19 protein-coding genes and 1 tRNA gene are annotated in these 17,751 nt (G+C 73.3%); 7 read left to right on the top strand and 13 right to left on the bottom strand.

Annotated elements, in window-relative coordinates; all coding sequences use genetic code 11:
• Positions 1–626: 626 nt before the first annotated feature.
• The 4 genes from ASG05_RS13680 to ASG05_RS13665 all read right to left on the bottom strand — a co-directional run bounded on the left by ASG05_RS13680 (position 627) and on the right by ASG05_RS13665 (position 3,856).
• Entirely contained in the window at positions 627–1,604 is a 978-nt protein-coding gene (locus ASG05_RS13680) for a ribose-phosphate diphosphokinase (protein WP_056262005.1), read from the bottom strand.
• Between the two features lie 41 nt (positions 1,605–1,645).
• On the bottom strand, positions 1,646–3,079 hold the full coding sequence (gene glmU / locus ASG05_RS13675; protein WP_056262000.1) for a bifunctional UDP-N-acetylglucosamine diphosphorylase/glucosamine-1-phosphate N-acetyltransferase GlmU: 1,434 nt from the start codon (positions 3,077–3,079) through the stop codon (positions 1,646–1,648).
• 125 nt (positions 3,080–3,204) lie between these two features.
• A complete protein-coding gene (locus ASG05_RS13670) occupies positions 3,205–3,693 on the bottom strand; it encodes a DUF4126 family protein (RefSeq protein ID WP_056261997.1) in 489 nt (162 codons plus the stop codon).
• A 91-nt stretch (positions 3,694–3,784) separates the two neighbouring features.
• Positions 3,785–3,856 (bottom strand) — tRNA-Gln (locus ASG05_RS13665).
• Between the two features lie 127 nt (positions 3,857–3,983).
• Between ASG05_RS13665 and ASG05_RS13660 the strand changes: the two genes are divergently transcribed.
• Positions 3,984–4,478: a MarR family winged helix-turn-helix transcriptional regulator gene (locus ASG05_RS13660; RefSeq protein WP_056261994.1), complete on the top strand. Its 495-nt coding sequence runs from the start codon at positions 3,984–3,986 to the stop codon at positions 4,476–4,478.
• 20 nt (positions 4,479–4,498) lie between these two features.
• Here ASG05_RS13660 and ASG05_RS13655 read toward each other — a convergent pair whose 3' ends face one another.
• From ASG05_RS13655 to glp, 5 genes are read right to left on the bottom strand one after another with little or no spacing between them, the layout of a single operon-like run.
• On the bottom strand, positions 4,499–6,313 hold the full coding sequence (locus ASG05_RS13655; protein WP_056261989.1) for an ABC-F family ATP-binding cassette domain-containing protein: 1,815 nt from the start codon (positions 6,311–6,313) through the stop codon (positions 4,499–4,501).
• Positions 6,314–6,367: 54 nt separating this feature from the next.
• Positions 6,368–6,925, bottom strand: coding sequence for a molybdenum cofactor biosynthesis protein MoaE (locus ASG05_RS13650; protein ID WP_082486810.1), 558 nt, complete (start codon positions 6,923–6,925; stop codon positions 6,368–6,370).
• Positions 6,922–7,497 (bottom strand): molybdenum cofactor biosynthesis protein B, encoded by a 576-nt coding sequence (locus ASG05_RS13645; RefSeq protein ID WP_056261986.1) that lies wholly within the window; start codon positions 7,495–7,497, stop codon positions 6,922–6,924. The genes ASG05_RS13650 and ASG05_RS13645 overlap by 4 nt, the downstream gene beginning before the upstream one ends.
• Positions 7,494–8,027 (bottom strand): cyclic pyranopterin monophosphate synthase MoaC, encoded by a 534-nt coding sequence (moaC, locus tag ASG05_RS13640; RefSeq protein ID WP_082486809.1) that lies wholly within the window; start codon positions 8,025–8,027, stop codon positions 7,494–7,496. The genes ASG05_RS13645 and moaC overlap by 4 nt, the downstream gene beginning before the upstream one ends.
• A complete protein-coding gene (glp, locus tag ASG05_RS13635) occupies positions 8,024–9,301 on the bottom strand; it encodes a gephyrin-like molybdotransferase Glp (protein ID WP_056261980.1) in 1,278 nt (425 codons plus the stop codon). Before glp ends, moaC begins: the two co-directional genes overlap by 4 nt.
• 38 nt (positions 9,302–9,339) lie before the next feature.
• On the opposite strand from glp, the gene ASG05_RS13630 reads away from it, so the two are divergent.
• The gene (locus ASG05_RS13630; protein ID WP_235491523.1) at positions 9,340–10,254 is read left to right on the top strand and encodes an MTAP family purine nucleoside phosphorylase; all 915 of its coding nucleotides are present in this window, start codon (positions 9,340–9,342) and stop codon (positions 10,252–10,254) included.
• Positions 10,255–10,316: 62 nt separating this feature from the next.
• Positions 10,317–11,372 (top strand): NAD(P)-dependent oxidoreductase, encoded by a 1,056-nt coding sequence (locus ASG05_RS13625; RefSeq protein WP_056262973.1) that lies wholly within the window; start codon positions 10,317–10,319, stop codon positions 11,370–11,372.
• A gap of 89 nt (positions 11,373–11,461) precedes the next feature.
• Here ASG05_RS13625 and ASG05_RS13620 read toward each other — a convergent pair whose 3' ends face one another.
• On the bottom strand, positions 11,462–11,881 hold the full coding sequence (locus tag ASG05_RS13620) for a type II toxin-antitoxin system VapC family toxin (protein ID WP_056261977.1): 420 nt from the start codon (positions 11,879–11,881) through the stop codon (positions 11,462–11,464).
• Positions 11,878–12,192, bottom strand: coding sequence for a hypothetical protein (locus ASG05_RS13615; protein WP_056261974.1), 315 nt, complete (start codon positions 12,190–12,192; stop codon positions 11,878–11,880). Before ASG05_RS13615 ends, ASG05_RS13620 begins: the two co-directional genes overlap by 4 nt.
• A 112-nt stretch (positions 12,193–12,304) precedes the next feature.
• On the opposite strand from ASG05_RS13615, the gene ASG05_RS13610 reads away from it, so the two are divergent.
• From ASG05_RS13610 to ASG05_RS13600, 3 genes are read left to right on the top strand one after another with little or no spacing between them, the layout of a single operon-like run.
• Positions 12,305–12,973 (top strand): glycosyltransferase family 2 protein, encoded by a 669-nt coding sequence (locus ASG05_RS13610; RefSeq protein WP_056261971.1) that lies wholly within the window; start codon positions 12,305–12,307, stop codon positions 12,971–12,973.
• Positions 12,970–13,671 carry a DUF2064 domain-containing protein gene (locus ASG05_RS13605; RefSeq protein WP_082486807.1) on the top strand — a complete coding sequence of 234 codons (702 nt, stop codon included), beginning with the start codon at positions 12,970–12,972 and terminating at the stop codon, positions 13,669–13,671. The genes ASG05_RS13610 and ASG05_RS13605 overlap by 4 nt, the downstream gene beginning before the upstream one ends.
• Complete coding sequence (locus ASG05_RS13600) at positions 13,668–14,387, top strand: bifunctional 2-polyprenyl-6-hydroxyphenol methylase/3-demethylubiquinol 3-O-methyltransferase UbiG (protein WP_056261968.1); 720 nt, start codon at positions 13,668–13,670, stop codon at positions 14,385–14,387. Before ASG05_RS13605 ends, ASG05_RS13600 begins: the two co-directional genes overlap by 4 nt.
• Here ASG05_RS13600 and ASG05_RS13595 read toward each other — a convergent pair.
• Positions 14,336–14,842: a hypothetical protein gene (locus tag ASG05_RS13595; protein ID WP_056261966.1), complete on the bottom strand. Its 507-nt coding sequence runs from the start codon at positions 14,840–14,842 to the stop codon at positions 14,336–14,338. The two genes, ASG05_RS13600 and ASG05_RS13595, sit on opposite strands and share 52 nt — an antisense overlap.
• Positions 14,839–16,197, bottom strand: a complete 1,359-nt coding sequence (locus ASG05_RS13590) for a molybdopterin-dependent oxidoreductase (protein ID WP_056261963.1) — start codon at positions 16,195–16,197, stop codon at positions 14,839–14,841. Before ASG05_RS13590 ends, ASG05_RS13595 begins: the two co-directional genes overlap by 4 nt.
• 66 nt (positions 16,198–16,263) lie before the next feature.
• Here ASG05_RS13590 and ASG05_RS13585 point away from each other — a divergent pair, with 66 nt between their 5' ends.
• The gene (locus ASG05_RS13585) at positions 16,264–17,721 is read left to right on the top strand and encodes a glycosyltransferase 87 family protein (RefSeq protein ID WP_157490250.1); all 1,458 of its coding nucleotides are present in this window, start codon (positions 16,264–16,266) and stop codon (positions 17,719–17,721) included.
• Positions 17,722–17,751: the final 30 nt, after the last annotated feature.

Raw genomic sequence — 17,751 nt, 5'->3', positions numbered from 1 at the left:
GACGTGCCGCCCCCGGGCGTGCCACGTCGGCGGGCGCGCCCGTTCGTCGTGGGTCGGCTCGGTGCGTCCTGCCACGACGACGGCAACTCAGGAGAACGGCGGCCTCGACCGCCCACAAGGAGGCGCGAGGCAGCAGATCTCTTGAGTTGCCGACCGCAGGGGGCAGTCAGCGTCGGCCGACGCACTGCCGGGCAGAAGCGAGACCCGGGCGGGAGCGAGGCCGGACGGAAGCGAGGCCGCGCGGGTGGGGGTGGACCACGCATGCCCGCGCGGCTGACACCGACCGGGGTCGCACTGACCTCGGGCCGAGCTCGCGTTGGCGGCAACTCAGGAGAACGGCGGCCTCGACCGCCCGCAAGGAGGCGCGAGGCAGCAGATCTCCTGACTTGCCGACCGCAGGGGGCAGGCAGGGCCGGCGGAGGCACGACCGGACGGGTGCAGTGCGGCGGACACCTGCTCACGTTCCACTGCCCTCGGGCCGGGCCCGCGTTGGGGGCAACTCAGGAGAACGGCGGCCGGCACGGTTCGTGGGAGGCGCGGGGCAGCAGATCTCCTGAGTTGCCGGCCGCAGGACGAGGCGAGGAGGGGGGCGGAGCAGCAGGCGCCGGACGGCCGGGAGCGGTGGGCTAGGCGGCGCCGTCGAACATCGAGGTGACCGAGCCGTTGTCGAAGACCTCGTGGATGGCGCGCGCGATGAGCGGGGCGATCGGGAGGATCTCGAGCTTGTCGAACTTCTGGTGCTCGGTGAGCGGCAGCGTGTCGGTGACGACCACCGAGTCGATGAAGTCGCTGTTGAGGATCTCGGGAGCCGGGTCGCTGAACACCGCGTGGGTCGCCGCGACGACGACGCCGATCGCGCCACTCGCCTTGAGCGCCTCGGCCGCCTTGACGATGGTGCGACCGGTGTCGATGAGGTCGTCGACGAGCAGGCAGACGCGGCCCGAGACGTCACCGACGATCTCGTGCACGGTGACCTGGTTCGGCACGAGCGGGTCGCGACGCTTGTGGATGATGGCCAGGGGGGCGTCGAGCTTCTCGCTCCAGATGTCGGCCACGCGGACGCGGCCCATGTCGGGCGAGACGACGGTCAGGGTCGTGTTGTCGAGCTTGGCGCGGAAGTGCTCGAGCAGCACGGGCATCGCGAAGAGGTGGTCGACCGGGCCGTCGAAGAAGCCCTGGATCTGCGGGGCGTGCAGGTCGACGCTCATGATGCGGTGGGCGCCGGCGGCCTTGAAGAGGTCGGCGACGAGGCGGGCCGAGATCGGCTCGCGGCCGCGGCCCTTCTTGTCTTGGCGGGCGTACGGGTAGAACGGCGCCACGACGGTGATGCGCTTGGCCGACGCACGCTTGAGGGCGTCGACCATGATCAGCTGCTCCATCAACCACTCGTTGATGGGGGCCGAGTGCGACTGGATGACGAAGGCGTCGGAGCCGCGGACGCTCTCGTCGAACCGCGCGTAGAGCTCGCCGTTGGCGAAGGTGCGGGCGTCGGTCGGGATCAACTCGCTGCCGAGCTCGGCGGCGATCTGGTTGGCCAGTTCGGGGTGCGCACGCCCCGAGATCAGGACGAGTCGGTTCTCGCCGGTGATCTTGATTCCGGACACGTCACTCGCTCTCCGGCCCCGAGGGGCCAACCCGACCGGGTTCAGTCGGTCGTTCGTTCGGCGCGAGCGGCGGCCTCGGCAGCCGCCGAGCCGGGGCGGTTCGCCTCGACCCATCCGCTCGCATTGCGCTGTGGAGCGATGCTCAAGGCCAGGGCACCGGCCGGCACGTCTTTGCGGACGATGGTGCCGGCGCCTGTGTACGCTCCGTCGCCAATCCTAACGGGGGCGACGAAGACGTTGTGCGACCCGGTGCGGACGTGCGACCCGACCTCGGTGCGGTGCTTGTGCACGCCGTCGTAGTTGGCCGTGATGGTGCCGGCGCCGATGTTCGACCCCACGCCGACCTCGGTGTCGCCGACGTAGCTGAGGTGCGGCACCTTCGAACCCTCGCCGATCTGCACGTTCTTCGTCTCGACGAAGGTGCCGATCTTGCCGTCGGCCGAGAGCAGCGTGTTCGGCCGCAGGTACGCGAAGGGCCCCACGGAGGCGCGGGCACCGATCACCGCGAGGGTCGCGTCGGTCCGCTTCACCGTCGCCCCCTCGCCGACCTCGGTGTCGACGAGGGTGGTGTCGGGGCCGACGACCGCGCCCGCGGCGACGTACGTCGCACCGCGCAGCTGCGTGCCGGGCAGCAGTTCGACGTCGGGGCTGAGCGAGACGTCGCGGTCGATCCAGGTGGTCTGCGGATCGACGATCGAGACCCCCTCTCGCTGCCAGTGCTCGACGATGCGGTCGTTGAGCCGACGGGCCGCAGCGGCGAGCTGGACGCGGTCGTTGATGCCCTCGAGGCGCCAGGTCTCGTCGATCGCCCGGGCGGCGACGACCTCGCCGGCCCCGGTCAGCAGGCCCACCACGTCGGTGACGTACTTCTCGTTCTGGGCGTTGGCCGACCCGATGCGCGGCAGGTGGGTGCGCAGGGCGGCGACCGTGAAGGCGTAGGTGCCCGAGTTGATCTCGCGGACGGCACGCTCGTCGTCGGTGGCGTCCTTGTGCTCGACGATGCGGTCGACGTCGCCCGAGCCTCGGCGGACGACACGCCCGTACCCGGTGGCGTCGGGCAGCACGGCGCTGAGCAGCGTGGCCGAGGCGGACGCGGACCTGTGCTGGTCGAGCAGGGCCTCGAGCGTCGCGTGGTCGAGGAAGGGCACGTCGGCGCTGACGACGACGACGTCGCCGGTGAACTCGGCGGGCAGCGCCTCCACGGCCTGTTCGACGGCGCGGCCCGTGCCGGGCACGTCGTCTTGGTCGACGACGAGCGCGTGCGGAGCGGTGTCGAGGACGCTCGCCACGACGAGGTCGCGTTCGTGCCGCACCACGGTGACGAGGTGGTCGGGCTGCAGGGCGCCGGCGGTCTCGAGCACGTGCTGGATCAGCGGCAACCCGGCCAGCCGGTGCAGCACCTTCGGGGTCGAGGACTTCATGCGGGTGCCCTGCCCTGCGGCGAGGACGACGACGGCGAGCTGGCGTTCGGGCATGGTGCTCCTTGGTGAGGGGTGGCGCGTGATCTCCGCCGATCCTCCCACGGGAGGTGGCGGGCCCGCGGGACACCGGCCCGGCGTGGGGACCCCACCGCGGACGTCACGCCTGGGGACGAGTCGACTCAGCTCGACCGGACGACCGCGAACGAACCGCCGACCGCGACGGCGTCCTCGGCGAGGGCGACGACCACGTCGGGCAGGCCGGTCTTCTCGACCAGGGACTTCCGTGCCCCGGCGAACGCCCAGCTGCCGACGAGGGCGCCGAGCGCACCGGCGACGGCGCCCGCCACCGGACGGCCCCCGCGACCCGTTCCGCCCATCGCGACGCCCGCCACGGCGCCCGAGACGACGCGCCCGACGAGGGGCCCCGGAGCCATCCGGCTCGGCGTCGCCGGCAGCTTGTCGCCCACGAGCTCGCCGAGGCCCGCGGCCACGAAGACCGCACGACCGACCGGCGAACGGAACGCCCGCCAGTGCTGCCACGAGCCACGCGCCTCGTCGGCGCCCTGGTTCACGGCGAGAACGGCCAGGGGCGTCGCCGAGCGAGAACCGCTCAGCACGCCGAGCAGGGCGGCACGGACGAGCGGCGGGAGGGAGGCGGTGGTCGACATGGCGGGGTCCTCGTCGTGGGGCGGACGCCGAGGCGCCGCGGTCGGATCGGGACGGAACCGTCGAGAGCGGCGCGGCCTGCGTCGCTCGGGGCTCCGCCACCAGGATTCGAACCTAGACCTAACAGCTCCAAAGGCTGTCGTGCTGCCGTTACACCATGGCGGACCGCGCGTGCGCGCCGGACCATTCTGCCAGACCGTGGCCGGGACGCGGTGCCCCGAGGAGGCGCGGGCGGGCTGGGTGCGGCACCGCGCCTCCCGCGTCCGGCCCCGCCCTCGGGCATGATGGGCGGATGCCCGAGCAGGACGAGGTCGACCGCATCGTCGAGGCGTGGCGCCACGAGCGACCCGACCTCGACTTCGCGCCGCTTCACGTGCTCTCGCGCGTGGGTCGACTCTCGAAGCACCTCGACCGGGCACGCCGCGAGGCGTTCCAGGCCAGCGACCTCGAGTCGTGGGAGTTCGACGTGCTCTCGGCCCTGCGCCGGGCCGGCGAGCCGTACCAGCTCAGCCCCAAGACCCTGCTGCAGCAGACCCTCGTCTCGAGCGGCGCCATGACCAACCGCATCGACCGGCTCGTGAGCCGCGACCTCGTCGAGCGTCGCACCGACCCGAACGACGGCCGGGGCATCCTCGTCACGATGACGATCGAGGGCCGCCGAGCCGTCGACGCCGCCATCGAACGACTCGTCACGGCCGAGGACGCCCTGCTCAGCGACCTCAGCGACGACGACCGTCGCCGGCTGACCGACCTGCTGCGCACGCTGAGCCTGACGCTGGGCGGCTGAACCGCCTCCTGCCCCGGGCCCTAGGCCAGCAGCTCGCTCAGCTCGAGCCAGCGCACCTCGAGCTCACCCGTCTTGTGGTCGAGCGCGGTGAGCTTCGCCTGCAGGGCCGCGAGGCCGTCGAAGTCGGACTGGTCGAACGAGGCGAACTGCCCGAGCAGGGTCTCGCGTTCGCCCGAGGCCTTGGCGAGCTTGCGGTCGATCGACCCCAACTCCTTCTCGGCGTTGCGCTTCTCGGCACCGGACAGCCCCGAGGCGGCGGCCGAGGCCGCGACCGACGCCGACGCCCCCTGGACGGCCGTCGGGCGGTCGGTCGCGCCTCCTTGGTTCTGGGTCGCCTCGCGACGCAGCTGCAGGTACTGGTCGACGCCGCCGGGCAGGTGGCGGAAGCGCCCCTCGAGCACGGCGTACTGCTGGTCGGTGACACGCTCGAGCAGGTAGCGGTCGTGCGACACGACGAGCAGGGTGCCGGGCCAGCCGTCGAGGAGGTCCTCCATCGCGGCGAGCATGTCGGTGTCGAGGTCGTTGGTGGGCTCGTCGAGGATGAGCACGTTCGGCTCGTTCAGCAGGATCAGCAAGAACTGCAGGCGACGCTTCTGCCCACCGGACAGGTCTTTGATCGGCGTCTGCAGCTGGGCGCTGGTGAAGCCGAGGCGCTCGAGCAGCTGCCCCGGCGTCATCTCTTTGCCGCCCGTGACGTACGAGGTGCGCTGCCGCCCGATGACGTCGTTCACCCGCTCGTGCGCGACCTCTTGGAGGTCGGCGAGCTGCTGGTCGAGGATCGCGAACTTGACGGTCTTGCCCTGCTTGACCCGCCCCTCGGTGGGCGCGATCGCCCCGGTGACGACCTTGAGCAGCGTCGACTTGCCGGCGCCGTTCACACCGAGCACGCCGGTGCGCTCCCCCGGGGCGATGCGCCACTCGACGCCCTGCAGCACGCGCTTGTCGCCGAACGAGACGCCGACCTCGACCAGGTCGACGACGTCCTTGCCGAGTCGCGCGGTCGCCATCTGCGACAGCTGCACGGCGTCGCGGACGGGCGGCTCGTCGGCGATCAGCTCGTTGGCGGCGTCGATGCGGAACTTGGGCTTGGTCGAGCGGGCCGGGGCGCCGCGACGCAGCCAGGCGAGCTCTTTGCGCATGAGGTTCTGGCGCTTCGCCTCGGAGGCCGACGCCATGCGGTCGCGCTCGACGCGCTGCAGCACGTACGCCGCGTAACCACCCTCGAAGGGTTCGACGATGCCGTCGTGGACCTCCCAGGTGTCGGTCGAGACCTCGTCGAGGAACCACCGGTCGTGGGTCACGACCACGAGCGCGCCCGAGTTCGTCGACCACCGGCGCGAGAGGTGCTGCGCCAGCCAGGCGACGCCCTCGACGTCGAGGTGGTTGGTGGGCTCGTCGAGGAACAGGACGTCCCAGTCGCCGACCAGCAGGGTGGCGAGGGCCACGCGCCGGCGCTGGCCGCCCGAGAGGTCCTCGACCCGCGCCTCCCACGGGATGTCGGTGGCGAGCCCCGAGATCACGTCGCGGATGCGTGCGTCGCCGGCCCACTCGTGCTCGTCGCGGTCGCCGACGATCAGGCTGCCGACCGTGGCGCCCTCGGGCAGCACGTCGCGCTGGTCGAGCATGCCGATGGTCAGGCCCCGGCGGGTCGTCACGCGACCGTCGTCGGGTTCGAGCCGGCCGGCGAGCACCGACATGAGCGTCGACTTGCCGTCGCCGTTGCGGCCGACGACCCCGATGCGGGAGCCCTCGTCGATGCCGAGGGTCACCCCGTCGAGGACGACCTTGGTCGGGAATTCGAGACGGAGGTTTTCTGCGCCGAGTAGATGAGCCACCTAGGAAGCGTAGACGGCCCGGGCTGGGCACCCGACTCGGTGGCTCCCCGCGCGTCAGCCGAGCGACGCCACCCACTCGTCCGAGCCGTCGGTGAACTCCTGGCGCTTCCAGATCGGTGTGCGGGCCTTGACCTCGTCGACGAGCGCGGCGCAGGCGGCGAACGCCTCGGCTCGGTGGGCCGACGCCACGGCGCAGGCCAGGGCGACGTCGCCCACGACGAGGTCTCCGTACCGGTGCTCGACCGCGATCGCGACCTCGGGGTGCGCCTCGGCCACGGTCAGCGCGACCTCGCGGATGACGTCGGTCGCCGTCGGGTGCGCCTCGTAGTGCAGCGCCTCGACCCCGCGCCCCTCGTCGTGGTCGCGGACGACGCCCTCGAACGTCACGACCGCCCCGGAGGCGCGGCTCGTCACGAGCGCGGAGCACTCGGCCACCGACACGGTCTCGTCCACGACGCGCGCGAGCAGCACGCGGTCGGCGGCCGGCACGATGCCACCCGGTGTCGCTGCCCCGGAGCCGGACGGGCCGCCGGCGAGGCCACCGGCGAGGCCGCCGGGGGCACCGTCGTGGGCGCCGCCGGGCAGGTGGGTGGGGTCGTCGTTCCAGGTCATGCTGCCCCTCCGGGGTGCGGGTGGCGGTTCTGGGCGTGGTCGACCCCGTGCAGCTGGTCGACCACGTGGTCGAGGACGTCGTCGAGCACGGCGAGCCCGTCGCGCACCCCGCCCCGCGAGCCGGGCAGGTTGACGACGAAGGTCGCGCCGGCGACCCCGGCGAGCCCCCTCGAGAGCACGGCCAGCGGCGTCGAGGCCGCGCCGCGCCTCCTGAGCTCTTCGGCGATGCCGGGCAGCTCGCGGTCGAGCAGGGGCAGGGTCATCTCGGGCGTCGCGTCGGTCGGCGAGACGCCCGTGCCGCCGGTGGTGACGACGGCGTCGACGCCCCACTCGAGCGCCGCCTCGAGCACCGCGCCGACGGGTTCGCCGTCGGCCACGACGACGGGGCCCTCGACCAGCCAACCGCGCGCCACGAACCAGTCGCGGATGACCGGGCCGGTCGTGTCGTCGGCCGTGCCGGCGGCCGCGCGGGTCGAGGCGACGACGACGACGGCCCGGCGCCGGTCGGGCGCGTCCGTCGGGGTCGGGCCGTCGGTCGAGAGGGGGGCCGGTCCGGGCGTGGCGTCGCTCATCGCGACCAGTCCCCCGACTTGCCGCCCCGCTTGTCGAGCACCTTGATCTCGCCGATCACGGCGAGCGCGTCGACCGCCTTGATCATGTCGAACAGGGTCAGGGCGGCGACCGAGGCGGCCGTCAGGGCCTCCATCTCGACCCCGGTGACGCCGCGGGTCGAGACGCGGGCGACCACGGTGACCTGCGCCTCGGTCGTCTCGAAGTCGACGGTGATCGCCCCGAGCGGCAGGGGGTGACAGAGCGGGATGAGCGTCGGGGTCTGCTTGGCGGCGAGGATGCCGGCGATGCGGGCGGTGCCGAGCGCCTCGCCCTTGGGCAGCGAGCCGTCGACCAGCCGTGCGATCACGTCGGGCCGGGTGGTCAGCACGGCCTGCGCCGTCGCGACGCGCTTCGTCTCGGATTTGCCGGTCACGTCGACCATGTGGGCGGTGCCGTCGTCGCGGACGTGCGAGAGCGGGGCGCCGGCGAGCGGGGCGTCGGCGCGCGGGGCGTCGGCGAGCGGGGCGTCGGGCGGGGGCGTGTCGGTCATCGGTCGGCCTTCTCGTGGCGGGCGGGGTCGTCGAGTGCCCAGACCTCGACCTCGTCGCCCTCGTCGACGCGGTCGACGCCGACGGGGATCGAGACGAGCACGGTGGCCTCGGCGTGGGCGGCGAGCAGGTGCGAGCTCGGCCCGCCGACGAGGTGGGCGCGGCCGTCGACGTCGACGCGCCCGCGACGCAGCTGGTGCTTGCCGACGGGCGAGTCGGCGGCGTGGGCCATGGGGACGGCCCACCGGGCGCGGGGCGTGCCGATGCCGGTGACGGCCTGCAGGGCGGGACGGAGGAAGGCCTCGAACGACACGAGCGAGCTGACCGGGTTGCCGGGGAAGCACACGACGGGCAGGTCGCGGTCGTGGACGCCCACGGCACCCCAGCCCTGCGGCCCGCCGGGCTGCATCGCGACCGAGCCGAAGGTGACGCCCGAGCCCTCGAACGCGTCGCGGACGACCTCGTAGGCGCCGGCGCTCACCCCGCCGCTGGTCAGCACGAGGTCGACGTCGTCGGCGTGCCGGGCGACGACCGCGAGCAGCGCGGCCGCGTCGTCGGTCACCCGGGCCACCGTGACGTCGACGCCGACCTCGGCGAGCGCGGCGGCGAGGGTGGCCCCGTTCGCGTCGTGGATCTGGCCGGCGCCGAGCGGGGCGCCGGGGGCGGCGAGCTCTTCACCGGTCGACACGAGCAGGAGGCGCGGGCGGCTGCGCACCTCGACCGCGTCGAGCCCGGAGGCGGCGAGCACGCCCCACCGGGCGGGCGTCAGTCGCGTCCCGGCCGTGAAGAGCACCGAGCCCGCGGCGACGTCGCTGCCCGCCTCGCGGACGAACGCGCCGGCGACCACGCCGGCAGGCACCTCGACGACGGCGTCGACCCCGGCGGGCGGGAACGAGTCGGGCGTGACCTTCTCGATCGGCACGACCGCGTCGGCGCCCACGGGGACCGCGGCACCGGTCATGATCGGGGCCGCGTCGCCGCGGAGGAGGTCGGGGGCGGCCCGACCGGCGGGGATGCGCTCCGCGACCCGGAGCGCGGTGGGGCCCGACGGGTCGAGCCCGGCGGTCGAGACGGCGTAGCCGTCCATCTGCGAGTTGGCGAACGGCGGCACGTCGATCGGGGCGACGACGTCGGCGGCGAGCACGCGGTCACGGTAGCGGTCGGGCCGGGCGGCGAGCGCCTCGGGCGTGACGACGAGGGGTTCGACCGGTCGCGATCGGACGGCGGCCTCGACGAGCGCCGTGACCTCGGCCAGGTGGGTCTCGATGGTGCGCACGCGGTTCCTCTCGGGCGATGGTCAGTAGCGTATCGGGGGTGACCGACCCAGCGACCGAGACCACCGCCCCACCGCCGACCCGCGCCTCCTCGGAGCCGCCCCGCGTCGACGTCGCCGTCATCGGCGGCTCGGGGCTCTACTCGCTCTTCGCCGAGGGCGAGGCGACCCGGCACGTCGTCGAGACGCCCTACGGCCCGACCTCGAGCGAGGTGACGATCGGCTTGCTGGGCGGCAAGCGCGTGGCGTTCCTCACCCGGCACGGCGCTGGGCACGCGGTCGCGCCGCACCTGATCGACTACCGGGCGAACGTCTGGGCCCTGGCGTCGCTCGGTGCGAAGGCGATCGTGTCGTCGTCGGCCGTCGGCGGGGTGAGCCCCGACGTCGCCCCGGGCACCATGGTCGTCACCGACCAGTTCGTCGACCGCACCTGGGGGCGTCGCGACACCTTCTTCGACGTCGAGGGCCAGGTGCAGCACCTGATCGCCGCTGACCCGTTCGACCCGGTGCTGCGGGCCGCCGCGATCGAGGCCCTCGAGGCCCAGGGCGAACCGTTCGCCGCGACCGGCACCTGCGTCGTGATCCAGGGGCCGCGCTTCTCGACCCGCGCCGAGTCGCTGTGGTTCCGGGCCGCCGGGGCGCACACGGTCAACATGACGATGTATCCCGAGATCCCGCTCACCCTCGAACTCGGCATGGGGGCCGTCAACCTGTCGTACGTCACCGACAGCGACGCCGGCCTCGCTCCGACCGAGGGCGACGCCCCCGACGCCGACGCCGTCAGCGCCTCGCTCGTCTTCGAGCGGCTCGCCGCCGCCCAGCCGCGCATCGTCGCGGCCATCGAGTCGATCGTCGCCGCGATGCCGGACGACTACGCCCCGCGCGAGCTGATGTCGCCCGAAGCGGTGGCCGAGGTGCTCGCCCGGCCCGTCTCGGGGCGGAGGGCCGCGCTGTGAACGCGAACCGCGCCTCCTCGTCCGCCGCGGACGCAGCCACCGACGCGACCGCGGGCCCCGGCCTGTTGCTCGTCACGGGCGGCGCCGGCTTCATCGGCTCGGCGATCGTCGACCTCGCGCTCGAGCGGGGCTGGCGGGTGCGCGTGCTCGACTCGCTGCGACCGGACGTGCACGGCGGCGAGCCGACGGTCGACCCTCGCGTCGACTTCGTGCACGGCGACGTCCGCGACGCCGAGACGGTCGACCGCGCCCTCGTGGGCGTCGACGCGGTCTGCCACCAGGCGGCCAAGGTCGGGCTCGGCGTGGACTTCCAGGACGCGCCCGACTACGTCTCGTCGAACGAGCTCGGCACGGCCGTCGTCCTGGCGGCGATGGACCGGGCCGGCGTCGACCGGCTCGTCGTGGCGTCGTCGATGGTCGTCTACGGCGAGGGCAGCTACCGCACCTCGTCGGGCGCGACGGAGCGACCGGCGCCCCGCCGCATCGCCGACCTCGACGCGGGCGTCTTCGACCCGCGCGACGAGGCGGGCGAGCTGCTCGAACCGCAGTTGATCGCCGAAGAGGCCCCGCTCGACCCGCGCAACGTCTACGCCATCACCAAGCTGACGCAGGAGCACCTGTCGACCTCGTGGGCGCGCAGCACCGGCGGTCGCGCCGCGGCCCTGCGCTACCACAACGTCTACGGCCCGGGCATGCCGCAGAACACGCCCTACGCGGGCGTCGCCTCGCTCTTCCGCTCGGCCCTCGAACGCGGCGAGGCACCGCGGGTGTTCGAGGACGGCGCCCAACGCCGCGACTTCGTGCACGTCCGCGACATCGCCTCGGCAAACCTGGCGGCACTCGACTGGACGGCCGACCAGCCCGCCGACGCGTTCCGGGCCTTCAACGTCGGCAGCGGCACGGTGCACACGATCGGCGAGATGGCCGAGGCGCTGGCTCGCGAGGCCGGCGGCCCGGCCCCCGTCGTGACGGGTGAGTACCGGGCGGGCGACGTCCGCCACGTCACGGCCTCCTCGGCCCGGCTGCAGGACGAGCTGGGCTGGCGGCCGAGCGTGAGCTTCGAACAGGGCATGCACGAGTTCGCCACGGCGCCGTTGCGCGCCGCGGTCGTCCGCTGACCGGAAGCACTGACGGGAGGCGCTGACTCGAGGCGCTGACCGGGCGGGGCGTCCGTCGCGCGGAGCGCCCGACGGCGGACGCCTCGAGGTCACCGGGCCCAGGGGTCGACGAGCTCGAGGCCGAGGCCCTCGAAATCTCTCGCGTTGCGCGTGGCGAGGGCGGCACCGCCGACGAGGGCGTGTGCCGCGATCATGGCGTCGGCCGTCGCGATCGGTCGACCGGCGGCCCTGCGCCGCGCCAGCACCGTCGCGTACTCGATCGCCGCGTGCGCGTCGAACGCCAGCACACGTCCGTCGAACTGGTGCTCGAGGATGTCGATGACGCAGTCCTCGACGCGGTCACGGCGGCGGCCCTCGGGCATGGCCAGCAGCCCGGCCAACATCTCGGCACCGGTGACGACGCTCAGGTAGAGGCCGTCGAGCCGTTGCCGCTCGAACCAGCTCACCACCTCGGGGCAGGGACGGGGACGCGCGAGTTCCGACACGACGTTCGTGTCGACGACGATCATCGGAAGTCGGCCGATCTCGCCGGGGCCTGCGCCCGCCGATCGCGGTCGAGGCCCTCGACGAACTCGTCGTCGAGGAAGGAGCCCCTCTCCGCCAAGCGGCGACGGAAGACGTGGACCCAGTTCTCGGGCGTCGGTGCCGCCCCGGCGTCCGCCGCGGCCGACGGATCGTCGACCGGCCCCTCGGCCCCCTGGGCGAGTCGCGTCACCATCAGCCGCACCTCGGCCTCCATCGACCGCCCGCGGCTCGCACTGAGGGCCTTGAGCCCCTCGATCACCTCGGGATCGAGGCCCCGCACCGTCAACGTCGCCATCCTGGCCACCTCCGATCACCGACGCTAGCAGAATGACAGCACTCCCCCCGTTCGGGGCGCGGACCACCCGCTCCCATCACTCTCATGGGATGGCATCCGTATTGTCGAGAGGATGAGCAATCCCTTGGTCGACGTCGTGCTTCCGTGTCTCGACGAAGAAGGCGCCTTGCCCTGGGTGCTCGGGAGGCTGCCGGAGGGCTGGCACGCGATCGTCGTCGACAACGGCTCGACCGACGACTCGGCCCGCGTCGCCGCAGCGCACGGTGCGACCGTCGTCCAGGAGGCGCGGCGCGGCTTCGGCAGCGCGGCCCACGCCGGCCTCGAGGCGGCCACCGCGCCCTACGTCGCGTTCTGCGACGCGGACGCCTCGATGGACCCCGCCGACCTCGTCGCGCTCGCGGCGCCCGTCATGGCCGGTGACGCCGACCTCGTGCTCGGCCGTCGGCGGCCGACGACCCGGGGGGCCTGGCCGGTGCACGCCCGCCTGGCGAACCTCGCCCTGTCGCACCTCATGCGCCGCGCGAGCGGGGTCGCCCTGCACGACCTCGGCCCGATGCGCGTCGCCCGCCGTCAGGCCCTGCTCGACCTCGACCTGAAGGACCGCCGCAGCGGCTACCCGCTCGAGATGGTGTTGCGCGCCAGCGAGGCCGACTGGCGCATCGTCGAGCAGGACGCCCCGTACTCGCCGCGCGTGGGTCGCAGCAAGGTGACCGGCACGATCCGGGGCACCTGGGTGGCCGTCAAGGACATGTCGCGACTGCTGCGGGAGGCGGGCCGATGACGACCGTCGTGGTGATCGCGAAAGAGACGATCCCGGGCAAGGTGAAGACCCGGCTGCACCCTCCCCTCAGCCTCGAGCAGGCCGCCGACGTCGCGGCCGCGGCCGTGCAGGACACCCTCGACGTGGCACGCCGGCTGCCGGCCACGCGACGCGTCCTGCTGTTCGACGGCAACCGCCGGCCCGTCGGCTCCGAAGACTTCGATGTGATCCCTCAGATCGGTGGCGACCTCGACGCGCGACTCGGCGCCCTCTTCGACGAGGTGGACGGCAAGACCGTACTCATCGGCATGGACACCCCGCAGGTGACCACCGACTCCCTCGCGCCCGTCTTCACCGAGTGGACCGACGACGTCGACGCCTGGTTCGGCCCGGCGAACGACGGCGGGTTCTGGGCCCTCGGCCTCGCCCGTCCGACGGGAGACCTGCTGCGAGGCGTGCCGATGTCGCGTGACGACACCGGCGCACACCAGCTGCGTCGCCTCGCCGACGCCGGCCTCACCGTCCGCATGCTGCCCGAGCTCGTCGACGTCGACACCATCGACGACGCCCGCCTCGTGGCCGCGGCCGCGCCGGGCAGCAGGTTCGCCTCGGCCCTGCGCGACGCCGAGTCCGCGAACGAGCACACGAACACCCACACGGCCACCACGAACGGCGTCACCCGAACGACCGATCCCGCCACAGAAGGGGTCACCTCATGACCATCGCCCCCGAACAGCCCGCCACCTTCGGTTCAGGAGGCGCGGAGCCGTATGCGCGCGCCCTGCGTCACGAGGGCCTGCTGCAGCTCGTCCGCGCGGCCGGCGCCGTCGGAACCGTCGGGCGCCCCGCGTCGCCCCCCGCCACCCGCGACCGCGACGCCGACGAGCCGTTCGACGTGGCGCGCTGGAGCGCCGACGCGGACGCCGCCGACCTGACGACCCTCGACGCCGAGACGGGCCCGGTGCTCGACATCGGCTGCGGGCCCGCCCGCATGGTGCGGGCCGCCGTCGACCGGGGCCTGACGGTGCTCGGGCTGGACGTCTCGCCGACGGCCGTGGCGATGGCCCGCGAGGCCGGCCTCCCCGTGGCCGGCGGCTCGGTCTTCGACCCGCTGCCCCGCGAGGGCGAGTGGAACCTCGCCCTGCTGCTCGACGGCAACGTCGGCATCGGCGGAGACCCGACGGCCCTGCTCACGCGCTGTGCCGAGATCTTGACGGCTGACGGCTCGGTCGTCGTCGAGACCGCGCCAGACGCCTCGCTCGACGACAGCTACGAGGCCCACGTGGTCGACGACCTGGGGCACGCGAGCGCGACCTTCCCCTGGGCCGAGGTCGGCCGCGAGGCGCTGCACCGCCACGCCCGACGCTCGGGCCTGCGGGTCGCTCAGACCTGGTCGGTCGACGGGCGCACCTTCTGCCGGCTGCGCGCCAGGTAGAGCGCCACCACGGCGGCGGTCGCCAGCGCGATCACGAGCCAGAGCACGGCCAGGCGCACTCCGTAGTCGAACGGCAGCACCGTGTCGTTCTTCGGCCCCCTCGCCTTCGCGACGATCTCGGGCACGACGACCAGCGAGAAGATCGCGCCGACGACGACCGCACCCTGCACGATCCAGAGGACGGCCGGACGCACGCGCCGGCCGGTCCGCCGCACGACGAGCGAGACCGCGGCCACGACCGGTGCGAGCACGGCGTCGTGCAGGACGACCGAACCGATCAGCCAGATCACGAGGCCCCCGTAGCGGTTCGGGTTGACGGTGTCGGTGAGCACCCAGCCGCCGAGGCCGATCAGGGCGACGCCGAGGGCGACCAGCACCCCGCGGACGACTCGGACGGAGCGCGACGTGCCTGCGCCTCCTGCGCTCGTGGTCGTCGCCGGGACGCGCGCGGTCACGAGAGCACCTCGATCGAGCTGAGCCACTTCGTCTGCAGGACGCCGGGCCGGCCCGGGGCGATCATGCGCGCCGGGTAGCCGTGGTCGATGCTGAGCGGCTCGCCGTTCAGCTCGAGGGCGACGAGGGTGCGGGGGTCGGAGGCGTACTCGGGGCCCATCTCGGTCACGCGGTAGCCGCCCTTCTTCTCGAGGCTGGTCAGTCGCAGGCGACGGTCGGTCGGGGCGCCGGCCGCGGCCAGCAGGTCGACCAGGCGCACCCCCCGCCAGGCGCCGGTCTGACTCCAGCCCTCGACGCAGGCGATCGGCAGTCGTTCGTCGGCGCCGTCGAACCCGCGCAACGTGTCGAGGGTGAACGCGGTGGCGACGCCGCCGACCACGACGTCGAGGCGCCAGTCGGGGTCCATCGCCGTCTCGAGCACCTGGGCGGCCGCGGCCGTCCGGTTGATCGGCAGGTCGTTCGGGCCGAGGCCGCGCTGCCGGGGAGCGAAGGCGTTGAGGGGGGCCAGCGGGGTGAACGACTGCCCGGCGGTGAGGACGACCACCCCGCCGGTGGCGACCCCGGCGGCGGTGAAGAAGCCCCGACGCGACACCCGGGCACGTCCCGGTTCGCGGTCGACCTCGTGGGCGGTGTCGATCCAGTGCATGACGCGGCCGGTGAGGCCGCGGGCGGGGGCAGGAGGCGCGGCGTGCGGGTCGCGGTCGCGTCGCGTCACGTCGGCGTCGCGCTCGGCACGGAACCGGGCGAGCTCGGCCGTCGCCTCGGACTCGGCGACGAAGGAGGCGCGGGCCGCGTCGAGCTCGGCCGGCGGCTCGACGAAGCGCCCCTCGGCGTCGTAGCTGTCGCGGGACCGCCAGTAGCGGGTGATCAGCGGCAGCTTGACGGCGATGTGGACGGCCAGCGACCCGACGATGACGAACGACAGGGCGAAGTGCACCTGCTTGAACGGGAACGGCCAGGGGTAGTACTGGTAGGTGTTCAGCAGCCCGGTGACGAGCTGCAGGATCGAGGTCGCGACGAACAGGGCGATGGAGGCGCGCTCGAGGATGTCGATCGGGTGCTTGATCGGCGGGTGCTGGAAGAGCTGCGGGAACACCGAGTGCAGCTTGGCGAGCAGCAGGGGGATGCAGGCGATGCCGGCCGTGATGTGCACGCCCTGGCTGACCTGGTAGAGCCACACCGGGCTCGTCGGGAAGCGCATCCACCCGAGCGGCTCTTGGAGGAAGTGGCTGTAGAGGCCCGTCAGCAGGCAGATCACGAACGCGAGGCCGAGCAGGCGACCGAAGACGGTCGCCGACCGCGCGTTGCGCGTCGGAGACGAGACCGCTCGTCGCGCGTCGTGCAGGAGTCGTCTCATGGCTGCATCATTTCAGATATGCCGCGACTCGGGGACTGCACCGGCGGATTCCGCCACACTGGTCACGTGCGTACAGTGTTCGCGGCCGTGGCCGTCCTCGGATTGGCCGCGGCCGTCGCCTGGGGCGTCGTGAACGTCGGCTTCTTGATGAAAGAGCTGCGGACCGACTTCGTCGTCTGGACCGCGATCTGCTGGGCCCTCTTCGCCCTGGCCGTCGCGCTGCTGCGCCGGGTGCCCGTGCGACACGTCACCGCCCTCGTGATCGCGGGCACGGCCCTCGTCGGCGGTGCGGGCCTGACCGGCGTGCCCAACACGAGCACTGACCCGGCTCGCTACGCCTGGGACGGCATCGTGCAGACCGCCGGCGTCTCGCCCTACGAGTACACGCCCGACGCAGGCGAGCTGCGCGATCTGCGGCCGGCCTGGATCTTCCCCGAGTCGACGCCGTTCACCCGCGACGACGGCACGATCGGCGAGCGCTGCGGCGAACCCGACCGCCAGGTGCACCGCGCGTACGACAGTCAGACCGGCGACGTCGTCTGCACCCTGATCAACCGGCCCGACGTGCCGACCATCTACCCCCCGATGGCCGAGCTGTACTTCTGGGCCGTGTCGGCGGTCGTCGGCCCGGACGCGGGGTTCTTCCCGCTGCAGTTCACCGGCTTCGTGCTCGTGCTCGGCACGACCGTCGCCCTGCTGGCGACCCTGCGCCGTCGTGGTCTCGACCCACGCTGGGCGGCGCTCTGGGGCTGGTGCCCGCTCGTGGTGGGTGAGGGCATCACGAACTCGCACGTCGACCTGCTGGGCGCCGTGCTCGTCGTGGCTGCGTCCCTGCTCGTCGCGACCGGCCGACGCTGGCGGGGTGGCATCGCGCTCGGGGCCGCGATCGCGACCAAGCTCATCCCGGTGATCGCGGCGCCCGCCCTGCTGCGCGGGCAGCCCTGGAAGGTCATCAGCGCCTCCGTCGTCACCTTCGCCGTGCTCTACGTGCCGTACGTGGCCACGACCGGCTGGCAGGTGCTCGGGTACCTGCCGGGCTACCTGACCGAGGAGGGCTACGAGGACGGTTCTCGATTCGTGTTCTTGTCGGCGTTCCTGCCCGGGGCCTGGACGACGCCCGCCGCCGTGCTGATCGTCGGGGTGACGGCGGTGCTGGTGTGGGTCAAGACCCCGTCGCACGACCCGTGGCTGGGGCAGCTGGTCATGATCGGCGTGACACTCGTCGCCGTCAGCCCGCGCTACCCCTGGTACGCCCTGCTGCTGGTGCCGTTCGTCGCGCTCACCGGTCGCGTCGAGTGGCTGGCGATCCCGCTCGCACTGCTCGTGCGTCAGCTCGAACCGAGCACGGGCCTGCAGCGGTCGTCGCTCGCCACGGCCGTGCTGGTGATCCTGCTCGTGACGCTCTGGCGGGCCGGGCCCGGGTTCGCGGACCGGCTGCTCGACGGGGTCGACGACGACCTGCGGCGGCTGCGCGCGCTCGCCGGTCGGAGGCGCGGGTCACGACCGGTGACGGAGCGCGCCTGACGCCTCGGACGCGGGCCGTGCGGCCCCAGG

This window comes from Frigoribacterium sp. Leaf186 (genome assembly GCF_001423905.1).
Taxonomy (GTDB): Bacteria; Actinomycetota; Actinomycetes; order Actinomycetales; family Microbacteriaceae; genus Frigoribacterium.
The sequence above is the reverse complement of the archived record's forward strand: the minus strand, read 5'-3'. Positions and strand labels throughout refer to the sequence as shown.

Bases quoted from the DNA above. Each gene is read 5' to 3' on its own strand.
- glmU (WP_056262000.1), bottom strand. From the start codon at position 3,079: ATGCCCGAACGCCAGCTCGCCGTCGTCGTCCTCGCCGCAGGGCAGGGC.
- ASG05_RS13670 (WP_056261997.1), bottom strand. From the start codon at position 3,693: ATGTCGACCACCGCCTCCCTCCCGCCGCTCGTCCGTGCCGCCCTGCTC.
- ASG05_RS13660 (WP_056261994.1), top strand. From the start codon at position 3,984: ATGCCCGAGCAGGACGAGGTCGACCGCATCGTCGAGGCGTGGCGCCAC.
- ASG05_RS13650 (WP_082486810.1), bottom strand. From the start codon at position 6,925: ATGACCTGGAACGACGACCCCACCCACCTGCCCGGCGGCGCCCACGAC.
- ASG05_RS13645 (WP_056261986.1), bottom strand. From the start codon at position 7,497: ATGAGCGACGCCACGCCCGGACCGGCCCCCCTCTCGACCGACGGCCCG.
- moaC (WP_082486809.1), bottom strand. From the start codon at position 8,027: ATGACCGACACGCCCCCGCCCGACGCCCCGCTCGCCGACGCCCCGCGC.
- ASG05_RS13620 (WP_056261977.1), bottom strand. From the start codon at position 11,881: ATGATCGTCGTCGACACGAACGTCGTGTCGGAACTCGCGCGTCCCCGT.
- ASG05_RS13615 (WP_056261974.1), bottom strand. From the start codon at position 12,192: ATGGCGACGTTGACGGTGCGGGGCCTCGATCCCGAGGTGATCGAGGGG.
- ASG05_RS13610 (WP_056261971.1), top strand. From the start codon at position 12,305: ATGAGCAATCCCTTGGTCGACGTCGTGCTTCCGTGTCTCGACGAAGAA.
- ASG05_RS13605 (WP_082486807.1), top strand. From the start codon at position 12,970: ATGACGACCGTCGTGGTGATCGCGAAAGAGACGATCCCGGGCAAGGTG.
- ASG05_RS13600 (WP_056261968.1), top strand. From the start codon at position 13,668: ATGACCATCGCCCCCGAACAGCCCGCCACCTTCGGTTCAGGAGGCGCG.
- ASG05_RS13590 (WP_056261963.1), bottom strand. From the start codon at position 16,197: ATGAGACGACTCCTGCACGACGCGCGACGAGCGGTCTCGTCTCCGACG.